The sequence below is a fragment of the Bacillus sp. SH7-1 genome, assembly GCF_008042405.1.
GTDB classification, from domain to species: Bacteria; Bacillota; Bacilli; order Bacillales; family Bacillaceae_G; genus Bacillus_A; species Bacillus_A thuringiensis_N.
Map to the genome: position 1 here is coordinate 130,545 of NZ_QNUD01000035.1, position 11,175 is coordinate 141,719.

Here is an 11,175-nt window from a genome sequence, read left to right on the forward strand (position 1 = left end):
TTTTTATAAAGGGGGAAATGGGAAGATGTTCAAAAAATTAGAATGTGTATCTATACATACGAAGGATATAGAAAGATCCGTTTCTTTTTATAAAGAAATGGGAATGGAGCAAAACTGGATTATAGAGAGAGAACTAGAAGAAGGGGTTATTTGGACGTTAATAGGATTGAAGTTTCCAGATGAGAAAAGTTCGGAGTTAGTAATAAGCAATCATCCGGATATTAATTTTATAGAAGTCGAAGTATTAGTAGAAGATGTGCAACAAACGTATGATAGTTTAAAAGATAATAAAGATGTAAAATGGATTCGCGAACCATTTCCAACAGAATCAGGACATGTTGCGGTAATGGAAGCACCTGATGAAAATGTGTTTGTGTTAGTAGGGAAATAGCTGAAATATGGAGATGACCTTTCATAGTGAGTTATGGAAGGTTATTTTTACTTTGTATAGCAGTAGGTGTCGGTAAGTCGATATATTTAGAAAATCGCTGATATATTGTGAGTTAAGCCGATATAATTTCATATACCGCTGAACTCTCCCAGAATAGAAAAAGAAAAGACGCCACATAGCGCCTTTTCTACGAACGAAACGGAAATACAAGTATAATTGTTGTTCCTTTTCCAAGTTCGCTATCGATAGAAATCGTTCCGTTATGAGCATGAACGAGCTGCTTTGTAATAGCGAGGCCAAGTCCCGTTCCGATGTTGCTTTCTTCTGTATTTGTTCCTCTGTAATATCGCTCAAATAGAAGTTCTTTCGTTTTATCATCCATTCCTTTTCCATTATCTGAAATAGATAGTGTAAATGAAGTAGCGTTTTGCGAAAGTTTTACGATGACATTAGTCGTTTCATTATTATGTTTTACCGCGTTTACGAGTAAGTTTTCGATAATACGCTGGAACCATTTTTCTTCAATGAAATATTGAATTTTATTTGAGCTTGGTACGAATTCAATATTTTGATTTTGAAGTGTCGGATTATTAATGAATTGTAATAATACTTTTTGGACGAATTGATTCATTTCAATGTTTACATGCTGCGCAGGAAGACTGTTGTTTTTTAATTGATACGTTAAGCTTAAATCATCAATTAATGTAGTCATATATTGAGATTTCTCTTTCATAACACTACCGAATTGTTGAATGTCACGATCGGTCCAGTTATACTGCTGTGATTCTAGTAATAATGCGTAGCCATATATAGAACTAAGTGGCGTTTTTAAATCGTGCGTTAGACCAGTAATCCATTCTTCCCGTGTTTGCTGGAGTACTTGCCTCATCGCATCATTTTTTTTGAGTGTAATAGAAAGGTGCTCTAGTGAATTTGTCACATCTCTAAATAAACGGAATGACCATTTTTCTTTACCAGATCGCCTGAACCTGATAGGTTTTCCTTTTTTACTAATAGGTTCTTCATACTTTCCGCCAGCGATATTTTTAAGCCAGCGCATCGCATGTAATAACGGTTTTCCGAATTTATTACCGTACCAAATAGAAAGAATGACTAAATAAACAAATACGATAAGAAGGATTAATCCACATCCGATGAGAAACTTCTTAGTAAATATATCTTCTATTTCATCATCTGGGTAGTAGTGCTCATTTTTGGCAGTTACAACAAGGAGATGATTGCTATTTGTGTCATAAAAGCTAGACGTGTTTTCTTTATGATTCCACGGTTCTTTTTCACTAAGAGCGGCTTGTATAACAGAAAATGTTTTTTTCTTTCCGTTTGGATAGGAGAATACTTCTTCGCCAACGCTATTAAAGATTTGAAGTGTTGCTTTTTCTTTAGAAAGTAAATGCTGTTCTTCTTCTGTTAATGTGAACGAATCCGTAGATACAGAAGGGTGCGTTTTCTGTATTGTTTTCAGTAATGCATTGCTTTTTAACATACCGCCGTAAATAACAAGTACATTCTTTTCTTCTAATTCAATTTCCCAATATGTAAATGTATAAGGGCTTTCTATGTGATTCTGTATATACGAGAATAAAGATGCTTTCGTATAAGATGTTGGTACGTCACTAGGTGTATTAAAGTGATAGAGAACTTTTCCGTTTTCCTCTACAACTTGAATCCAATCATTTTTCTCTTTAATTAAGTCTTTTACTTCAGCTTTTAACGAAATATCGCCATCTTCTGAAGAGATATATCTTGCAATCATAAAATTATCAGAATCTGGAATGTTCGGTTCGTATGAAGTACTAGTAACAAGAAAAATTAAATAAGTGAAAGCAGCTACTACAGCAATCAGTAATGTAACTAAAACGAATACGTGTTGCAGGATAAATTGGATAATAAGTTTTTTATTAAAGTTCATATCGTCACCCTACTTTGTAATAAACTTATAGCCAAGTCCGCGAACAGTTTTTATATATTCTGGTTTACTTGGATCTTGTTCAATTTTTTCACGTAGTTTTCGAATGTGAACCATAACGGTATTATCATCGCCATTATAGGCAGGGGCTCCCCAAACTTTTTCGTATATTTCTTCTTTCGAAAATACGTAGTTCGGATTCTCGCAAAAGAAGAGTAGTAGCTGAAATAGCTGGGCGGAACATTCGACAATACGTCCATTTACTGTAAGTTCTGCGGAATGTTGATCAATTGCAAATCTGCCAAATGAACTGGAGTGTGCTTTTTGTTCGTGTGGTACTGCTTGTTTCATTTGTCTTCGGAGTTGTGCTTTCATACGAGCTACTACTTCAAGTGGATTAAATGGCTTCGTAATATAATCATCTGCACCGTGTGAAAATCCAGATATTTTATCTAAATCAGATGTTTTAGCTGTGAGGAAGAAGATAGGGCAATCTGTTTTTTGACGAATGATTGGACAAATATCAAAACCAGATTGTCCAGGAAGCATGACATCTAAAATAATTAAATCGTAATCATTTTGCTCAGTGAGAGATAATGCTATTTCAGCCGATGTTGCAGTTGTAATATGAGAAAAACCTTCTTTTTCAAGAATGGTAGTAAGTAATTGTAAAATTGCTGTTTCATCATCAACGAGCAAAATATTTGCTTGATACATAAAAAATCCCTCCTAATTTTCTCGAATATCATATCATCTTTCTGTAACTTATGGAATTTTTAAGGAAATTTTAAGGTTTTCTTTCTCAAAAAATTAAGAATCAGATGATATGATAAAAGTAACATAGGGGAGGAGATGAGTGTGAATCCGTTTCAAACGATGCGAGCTAGATATTTTTTAATTGTATTTGCACTATTAACGTTAGTTGCAAGAATCAGTAATGAATTGATAGAAAATACATTTCATATGCAAAATTCTTCTTTTATAAATATTCTTATATTCTATATCCTTCCGATTACATGGATTTTTTTTGAGTGTAGAAAACACCGTGTTTCCTTTTCATTATTTATTAATAAAAATGAAACATTTAACCTGGTGCAAGTTTTATACATTGCACTTATGTTAGCCGTGTTTAGTTATGGATATCTTATTTTGTACATGTATAGTTTTGCATGGATTACACCGGAATTTATTATGAACGCATTACGTGAACCGATTATTGATAGTACAGGGGGATATGTATATCAAATTATTATGGTCGTGTTCATCGCACCAATTATTGGTGAATTTGTTTTTCGGGGATTTTTACTGCAACGCTTTGCAGCAAAATGGGGAACGAGTATAGCGATCATTGTAGTAGCTATGTTGTTTGCGTTGTTACATGTTGATTTCCTAGGCGCAGTAGTATTTAGCGTTGTACTATCAATCGTATATATTCGTACGAATAGTTTACTTATGCCAATTGCTATTCACATGTTAAACAATGCATTTGTAATCGGCGCTTCTTATTTAATAAATAAAGAAGAAATAATGAGTTTTGCAGATTTCTCAAATTATACGACCTTTTTCCCAGGACTTATTATTTTTATAACAGGATTAAACTTAGTACTCATCTTCTTATTTGTTAACCGCAAATATTGGAGTAAAGAAATGCCCGCTATATATGTAGAGCAGGAAAAAAGCTTTTCAGACGTAGTGGGAAGTAAATGAGATGAAGAAGACGATTGAAAAAATATTGAAAGACATTATAGATTCTACGTCTATTACAGATATGTGTGATAAAAGCGTTTGTCATTGGGTGCAACCCGTAGTAGATACGATTGTGTTTCCAGAGTATTACTTATTTTCTAGTACTCATGTAAAAGAAAATATTATTTCTCTTCTTATTGTGTTAGGGGGGTTACTAATATTTGGTCTAATTGTAGAAGAAATGATGAAGCGCATCTTCAGAAAAAATGAAGAGAAGCATATGTGGGTTCATAAAGTATTCGAGAAAGTAATAGTGGCTTTCCTTTTGTTTTATAGTATGAAAACAATCATTTACTTTATAGCTTTGAAACATCATTCATTCTAAATTTGAAAGGGATGTATAAAATTATATGAATGAAACAATATCATCAAATAAGTTTTTTTATTTGATTTTGCTTAGTATTGTGCTGATAACGACAGTCAATGTTATTCTTCGCTGGGAGGAAGCTTATTTCTTTATGTATTTAGCACTCCATTTATTAGGGATATTATGTATAAGCGGCGGAATAGTTGCTGAAAAAAAGAGTGAAGAAAGTATTAATTATATGTGTGTGACCGGTCTTATTTTACTTTTAGCTGTACAAGGTATTATGAAATATAGTTCTTTTTCTTTACAAGATTTTAGTTTATTAGTGGATGTACTTCCTTAAGGGGGCGCGTTATGTTATCTAAGAAGCAAATAGGATACGTACTAGTTTTAATTGGATTTTTTACGCTTATTGTAACGACTTTATTTTTTCAAGACTATGAATATATACGCTATATAAAAGGCGTTGGTTTAATATGTTGGGTTGTAAGTACGTTTCTTATCCCAGAGTATGAACCGAAGAAAGCGTCTAAAGGTAGGTAAAACTCTTCTTTATGTAGAAGAGTTTTTTTATAACTAGAAGGCTCTCGAGCAATTTGCGTAATAAGCTTGTTCTAATTTAGCATGTACGAACTTACAATAATAATAGACAGGCAGCATAGAGGAGGGAATAGCGTGAGGAAGGTTATTGGGTGGTCGCTTTTTTTGTACGTTGGGTTTGCATTGCTTATATATTGGTATTTATTTGGATGGAATCATGAACTTATTCCGGACATGTATAAAGGAACGAGTGCAGATCCAGAAACGTTTATGAATGCAAGAGAGCTTACGCTAAGCCAAGATTATTCGCGCGTGAAAAATTTACTGTATTTTTTAGCGACGCCTCTTGAATGGATTATTTTATTATTTGTGCTTGTGCTCGGTATTTCAAAGAAGTTTGAGAAATGGTCGAAGGAAACGACGAAAATAAGTGTCCTGCAAGTTGCGATTTATTTCTTTTATTTATCATTACTTACAACAGTTCTTGCCCTGCCAATGCAATGGATTAGCCGAAAAGTGTCCGTTGATTACGGTATTTCAACGCAAAATACACAAAGCTGGATAAAAGATCACGTTATCGGTTTTTGGGAGAGTTATGCGACTATGTTAATCGTAGTTACCGTTCTGTTATGGCTTATCCGCAAATTCCCAAAGAGATGGTGGCTAGCAGGGTGGGCGCTTTCTGTTCCATTTACAATCTTTTTAACATTCATACAGCCTGTCGTGATTGATCCACTGTATAACGACTTCTCGACGCTGAAAAATAAAGAATTAGAAACGAAAATTTTAGAGATGGCAGACAAAGCCGATATTCCTGCTAAACACGTATATGAAGTAAATATGTCGGAAAAAACGAATGCGTTAAATGCATATGTAACAGGAATAGGACTTAACTCGCGTATTGTAATGTGGGATACGACGCTTAAGCAATTAAAAGATAAAGAGATTTTATTTATAATGGCCCATGAAATGGGGCATTATGTTATGAAACATATATATTGGGGCGTTGCGAGTTATGTATTGCTATCGTTTATAGGTATGTATCTCATTAGTCGTATTATAAATATGTGTATTCGAAAATGGGGAGATACGCTGCAAATTTCAAAAGTAGCATGTTTCTCAATTTTACCTTTATTTTTCTTAATTTCTTCTGTTCTTTCTTTTGCATCACAACCAGCAACAAACTATGTTTCTCGTATAGAAGAACGAGCGGCAGATCAATACGCTTTAGATATGACGAAGGACGGGAAATCTGGTGTGAAAACTTTTCAATATTTATCAAAAACGAGCTTAAGTCAAGTAAATCCGCCTGCGTTAGTGAAGTTTTTCTTATACACACATCCACCAATTTTCGAAAGAATTCATACGTTTGAACAATATGAGAAACAAAGCAAAAAGAAGTAGCTATTATGCTACTTCTTTTTTTATAGAGATATAAGTTTGATATTGGGAATATTTATCATTGCTTTTTATTGTGATTTTGTAAATAATAAGCTATAAAATTCTAAAAATCTATATATAAAGGAATAAAGGTGGAAAAATGTATTTTTTAAAAAATTTAAAAGTGAAATATAAATTATTGTCACTTATCTCATTAGCAGTTTTAGGCATGGCAATTATGAGCTGTGTAGCAATTAATTCTATTAATAAGATCAAGCACGATACAGAAATTGTAGTAGATGATTATCAAAATTCTGCAGTTTTATTAGAAGGAATGCTTCGTACACAAAATTCACTAGAATATAACTTGCTAGAATTAATTACAACGTCACAAAATGAGGGGGCAAATAAAGAGGGAATTATTAGTAATGTTGAAAAAGATCTTAAAAAATATGATTCTTTATTAAAAGAATATGATGATGGCGTTAATTTAAGTAAGCAAGAGGATGAGCTGTTTCAGAAGATGAAGAAATCTTTGCCGAGTTATATGGAGACATATAAGAAGTTGTTTGACAAAGCGAAGGGAACAAATGAATCTCAAATGGTAAATGAATTTCAAAAGGACTTAAAACCGAAGGGAGTAGAGTTAGCTGGTTATGCTGTAGATTTAGAAACTTATGTTTCAAACTTAGCTGATCAAGTATTTAAAGATTCTCAAAAAATGATAGATCGGTCCGTTATTACCTTTATTATTCTTGCAGTAGTTACTACAATCATTATATGTATAGTAAGTTATATTATTAGCAAGCTTATAGTTGCTCCTTTACAAACGGTTAGTCATATGATGGAAAGGGCGAAAGAGGGAGATTTAACTGTACATGGCGATTATAATGCTAAAGATGAATTAGGTATACTAGTAAGTGATTTTAACGAGATGATTGCAGGGCTAAGAACAAATATGCAAGAAGTAGAGAATAATATTCAGCTTTTATTCCAACATGCAGACGGAGTAGTATCTGCATCGGAGGTATCTAGCGGTGCAGCAAAGAAAATCACTATGGATATTGAAGAAGTTGCCAATGGTGCAGAGAGTCAAATGCAAGCAATGGAACAGACTGCGGGTGCGATGGAAGAGTTGACACAAGGAATGCAGAGCATAGTGAATACATCATCCTCTGTAAATGAATTGTCTGCTCAATCAGCATTAGATGCAGAGAGTGGTAACAAATTAATGAAACAAATGATTCAACAGATGGATACAATCCAAAATTCAGTACATAGCGGTGTGAAACAAGTAGAGACTATGAAAGAACAATCAGAAGAAATTGTTAAAATCATTGATGTTATGCAAGTTATTACCTCTCAGATTAACTTATTAGCATTAAACGCCGCAATTGAGGCTGCACGTGCTGGGGAAAGTGGTAGAGGATTTGCAATTGTGGCAGATGAAGTACGAAAATTAGCAGAACAATCTAGTGATTCTGCAAAACAAATTGAGAAGCTTATTACTCAAGTTATGGGAACAACGAACCATACGGTACATATGATGGGGAAAGTAGATAATGAGGTACAGGCAGGTACTCAAGTAGTAATGCATACAGAAAAAGTATTTGGAACAATTACAGAAAAAGTGCAGCAAGTATCTGAGCAAATTCAAACGGTATCTATGTCTACAGATGAAATTGCAGCGAGTAGTGAGGAGATTTCTGCTTCTACAGAAGACATGGCGCAAATTTCTCAAAGATCATCTGATCGAACTGATAGGGTAAAAGAGTCTATTCAACAGCAAGAAAAATCTGTTCAAGAGATTTCGGCTTCAATTGAACATCTGCACAACGTAGCAGGAGAATTAAAACAAATAGTTGCTCAATTTACTCTTCAAAAGTAGTAGTATATTGCAGTTTTAATATGGAGAAATTCCTCTCAATAAATAAAAAAATCATCCCATGTAAAAAAGGATGATTTTTTTATGGGAATTTTGTACGGTTATCACTTATTATATTCTAATTTTTTACAATTTTCCGATTGTAATATATAATAATACGTAATGTTTTGGAGATTTTTCGTTTGTAAAAGATTGATTTTAGGAGGAGAGAAAGGGTGTTCAATAAAAAATCAATGCCGGCTATAAAAATGATCCTTTCAATGTCTATTTTCGGATCAATTGGATTTTTTTCTGTTCAAACAGGTTTACCGTCTTTTGAATTAGTATTCGTTCGTTGCATTTGTGCGACTATATTTTTAGCATTATGTTGGTTCGTAACAGGGCAGTATAAAAGTGAGCAATGGAATAAGAAAGAAGTTGTACAAATATTAGCATGCGGTGTATTTCTCGTTTTCAACTGGGTATTTCTATTTAAAGCGTTTGAAGTTATGTCGATTACAATTGCGATTTCAGTTTATCATCTTGCACCAATTATTGTATTAATGATTGGTAGTATCGTATTTAAAGAGAGACTTACAATGTTTGCTGTTTTGTCTATTGCCATTTGTTTTATCGGTACAGTTTTAGTAGCTGGGGTAGATGGTAATGTATCGCTTGAGAAACTTATGTCATCTGGCATGGTATGGGCACTTCTTGCAGCACTATTTTATGCTTTTACCACTTTATTAGGAAAAGGAATTCGGCATACGAGTGCATATGCGATGACATTTTTACAAACGTTTTTAGGTATATTTTTATTGCTACCATTCGTAGATTTTGGCAAGTTTCAAGGGTTAACAGAGATGAACTGGATGATGATCACAGCGACAGGTCTTATACATACTGGATTTGTATATTACTTATTTTTTGATAGTTTAAGAGATTTATCTACTAGAATGATTTCTGTATTAGTATTTTTAGATCCTGCTGTTGCGATACTATTAGACACAGTCTTTACCGGATTTAGACCGACTAGTATGCAAGTAGTAGGGATTATCCTTATATTTGTAGGAATGGCTTTTACTTTTCGAAAAACGAAAGGTGAAAAAATAGTGGTAGAAGAAAAAATGTATTCGGAATTGTGAATAATTTGATCGTATTCTATTGATATTTTCCATATTTTATGTAAAATAGACGGGTAGGAAAATAAAGGAAAAGGTAGATGAGAGAGATGAAAAAGCTAGTAAAGATCGCGACATCACTAACTTTAATGGGGGGAATATTTGTAAGTGCAAATGGTGTGTCTGCAAATACAGATGTTACTCAAAAATCTAGTCCTAATATTATGATAGAGTTTGATGATGTAACAACAGATCATTGGGCATATGATGAAATTACAAATTTAGTATATCATCGCATTATGTATGGCTATGGAAATGGTAAGTTTGGGACAGAAGATAATATAACACGTGAACAGGCAGCGGCAGTGCTACATCGTGCACTTGGTTTAAAAAGAAGTGTATTTGATGGGAATCCATATGGGGATATTAGCGGGAAGTCAACAATGTTTCCTTACGAAATTTTACATTTAACAAATATCGGTATTTTTAAAGGCGACGAAAATGGAAACTTCCGTCCGAAAGATACACTGACTCGTGCAGAACTAGCACAAATTTTAACGAAAGCATATGAGTTGAAAGCGAAGAGTCCGCATACATTTACAGATATACGAGAAAACTATTGGGCAAGAGATGCAATTAGCGCATTACAGTCTAATAAAGTAGCGGTAGGAACGGGAGATGGCGAGTTCCAGCCTGAAATGCTCGTTACACGTGGGCAATTTGCGAAGTTTTTACAACGGTCAATTGATAATTCTCCAGGGAAAATGGAATAGATAAAGAGAAAGCTCATAATGTGTAGAAGAGATATCTTCCGCTTATTATGAGCTTTTGTTAGTTGATAGGTTATTATTGTCGTATGTTGTAGTTAAGTCGATATAAATGCATTTTTTGTCTAGAAAATGAACGTTTAAAATGTGAAGGATTTCTTTTAAAAAAAGTAGAATATTTAATGTATAGAAACATCTTTAAATGACCATAAGAAAGGGAAATGATTTGCGTACAATTCGGCATAAAAGTTGAAATCGAGAGCGAATTGGCTCTCCTTTAGTAGTGATTTTCACAATAATAGATTTTTTAAATGTAATATATTGCATAAATGGTGCAAAGGCAACATATGTAATATTGGAAAGGATTTCAGTCTATTATTTTCCGTTTTTTCAAATGGAGATAAAGGGGAGAGGGCAATGAAGAAGAACATGTTACGTATAATGGCAACGGTAACTATTATGGGCGGCTTGTTTGTAAGTACGAATGTTCCAAACGTAAAAGCAGAAGAATATCCAGAAATGATTGTGTTTGATGACGTTCCAGTAAACTACTGGGCATATGACGATATAATGGACGTAGTATACAATAAAGTAATGTTAGGCTATGGAAATGGTAAGTTTGGTGTAGGTGATAATGTAACAAGAGAACAAGTAGCGGCAGTACTGTATCGTACATTGAATTTGAAAAAGGAAGGACCTTTAAAAAATCCATACAAAGATATTTCTGAGAGGGCAACAATGTTTTTAGATGAAATTTTAGTATTAACAGAGCATGGTATTTTTAAAGGCGATGAAAAAGGAAACTTTAGGCCAACTGCACCAGTAACACGCGCAGAAATGGCGCAAATTCTTACAAACGCATTTACATTTGAGGTGAAGAAGAACCATACATTTAAAGATGTACCAAATAATCATTGGGCAAAAAATGCGATTAGTGCACTGCAGTCTAATCATGTCATAGTAGGAACAGGAAATGGGAAATTTGAACCGAATACAGTTGTAACACGTGAGCAATATGCAACGTTTTTAAATAGAGCTGTTTTTTATTTTCCTGTAAAAGATGAAGATTATGAATGAAAGTTAAAATATAAGGACGTTTAAAGTATATCAATATAATATAAAACAAGAAAAA

12 protein-coding genes and 1 pseudogene are annotated in these 11,175 nt (G+C 33.6%); 11 read left to right on the plus strand and 2 right to left on the minus strand.

What is annotated here, in order from left to right; all coding sequences use genetic code 11:
• The first annotated feature begins 25 nt into the window (after positions 1–25).
• Complete coding sequence (locus DN390_RS24365; protein ID WP_001993408.1) at positions 26–391, plus strand: VOC family protein; 366 nt, start codon at positions 26–28, stop codon at positions 389–391.
• A 187-nt stretch (positions 392–578) separates the two neighbouring features.
• On the opposite strand, the gene DN390_RS24370 is transcribed toward DN390_RS24365, so the two are convergent.
• Positions 579–2,321, minus strand: coding sequence for a sensor histidine kinase (locus DN390_RS24370; protein WP_147808715.1), 1,743 nt, complete (start codon positions 2,319–2,321; stop codon positions 579–581).
• Between the two features lie 9 nt (positions 2,322–2,330).
• Positions 2,331–3,035 (minus strand): response regulator transcription factor, encoded by a 705-nt coding sequence (locus tag DN390_RS24375; protein ID WP_147808716.1) that lies wholly within the window; start codon positions 3,033–3,035, stop codon positions 2,331–2,333.
• A gap of 141 nt (positions 3,036–3,176) precedes the next feature.
• Here DN390_RS24375 and DN390_RS24380 point away from each other — a divergent pair, with 141 nt between their 5' ends.
• The 10 genes and pseudogenes from DN390_RS24380 to DN390_RS24420 all read left to right on the plus strand — a co-directional run bounded on the left by DN390_RS24380 (position 3,177) and on the right by DN390_RS24420 (position 11,120).
• The gene (locus tag DN390_RS24380) at positions 3,177–4,025 is read left to right on the plus strand and encodes a CPBP family intramembrane glutamic endopeptidase (RefSeq protein ID WP_060629897.1); all 849 of its coding nucleotides are present in this window, start codon (positions 3,177–3,179) and stop codon (positions 4,023–4,025) included.
• Position 4,026: 1 nt separating this feature from the next.
• A complete protein-coding gene (locus DN390_RS24385) occupies positions 4,027–4,389 on the plus strand; it encodes a hypothetical protein (protein ID WP_060629898.1) in 363 nt (120 codons plus the stop codon).
• Between the two features lie 25 nt (positions 4,390–4,414).
• Complete coding sequence (locus tag DN390_RS24390) at positions 4,415–4,714, plus strand: hypothetical protein (protein ID WP_002096806.1); 300 nt, start codon at positions 4,415–4,417, stop codon at positions 4,712–4,714.
• An 11-nt stretch (positions 4,715–4,725) separates the two neighbouring features.
• Positions 4,726–4,914 carry a hypothetical protein gene (locus DN390_RS24395; RefSeq protein ID WP_074615152.1) on the plus strand — a complete coding sequence of 63 codons (189 nt, stop codon included), beginning with the start codon at positions 4,726–4,728 and terminating at the stop codon, positions 4,912–4,914.
• Positions 4,915–5,046: 132 nt separating this feature from the next.
• Positions 5,047–6,315 (plus strand): M48 family metallopeptidase, encoded by a 1,269-nt coding sequence (locus DN390_RS24400; RefSeq protein ID WP_147808717.1) that lies wholly within the window; start codon positions 5,047–5,049, stop codon positions 6,313–6,315.
• 136 nt (positions 6,316–6,451) lie between these two features.
• Positions 6,452–7,231: pseudogene (locus DN390_RS31800) on the plus strand (MCP four helix bundle domain-containing protein); the annotation flags it as partial.
• A 156-nt stretch (positions 7,232–7,387) separates the two neighbouring features.
• Positions 7,388–8,179, plus strand: coding sequence for a methyl-accepting chemotaxis protein (locus DN390_RS31805; protein ID WP_420480579.1), 792 nt, complete (start codon positions 7,388–7,390; stop codon positions 8,177–8,179).
• A gap of 212 nt (positions 8,180–8,391) precedes the next feature.
• The gene (locus DN390_RS24410; RefSeq protein WP_147808719.1) at positions 8,392–9,300 is read left to right on the plus strand and encodes a DMT family transporter; all 909 of its coding nucleotides are present in this window, start codon (positions 8,392–8,394) and stop codon (positions 9,298–9,300) included.
• Between the two features lie 77 nt (positions 9,301–9,377).
• Complete coding sequence (locus DN390_RS24415) at positions 9,378–10,049, plus strand: S-layer homology domain-containing protein (protein WP_060629904.1); 672 nt, start codon at positions 9,378–9,380, stop codon at positions 10,047–10,049.
• Positions 10,050–10,460: 411 nt separating this feature from the next.
• Positions 10,461–11,120: an S-layer homology domain-containing protein gene (locus DN390_RS24420; RefSeq protein ID WP_098608704.1), complete on the plus strand. Its 660-nt coding sequence runs from the start codon at positions 10,461–10,463 to the stop codon at positions 11,118–11,120.
• Positions 11,121–11,175: the final 55 nt, after the last annotated feature.

Coding starts and splice junctions, on each gene's coding strand:
- DN390_RS24395 (WP_074615152.1), top strand. CDS start 4,726: ATGTTATCTAAGAAGCAAATAGGATACGTACTAGTTTTAATTGGATTT.
- DN390_RS24390 (WP_002096806.1), top strand. CDS start 4,415: ATGAATGAAACAATATCATCAAATAAGTTTTTTTATTTGATTTTGCTT.
- DN390_RS24415 (WP_060629904.1), top strand. CDS start 9,378: ATGAGAGAGATGAAAAAGCTAGTAAAGATCGCGACATCACTAACTTTA.
- DN390_RS24365 (WP_001993408.1), top strand. CDS start 26: ATGTTCAAAAAATTAGAATGTGTATCTATACATACGAAGGATATAGAA.
- DN390_RS24385 (WP_060629898.1), top strand. CDS start 4,027: ATGAAGAAGACGATTGAAAAAATATTGAAAGACATTATAGATTCTACG.
- DN390_RS24375 (WP_147808716.1), bottom strand. CDS start 3,035: ATGTATCAAGCAAATATTTTGCTCGTTGATGATGAAACAGCAATTTTA.
- DN390_RS31805 (WP_420480579.1), top strand. CDS start 7,388: ATGCAAGCAATGGAACAGACTGCGGGTGCGATGGAAGAGTTGACACAA.
- DN390_RS24420 (WP_098608704.1), top strand. CDS start 10,461: ATGAAGAAGAACATGTTACGTATAATGGCAACGGTAACTATTATGGGC.
- DN390_RS24370 (WP_147808715.1), bottom strand. CDS start 2,321: ATGAACTTTAATAAAAAACTTATTATCCAATTTATCCTGCAACACGTA.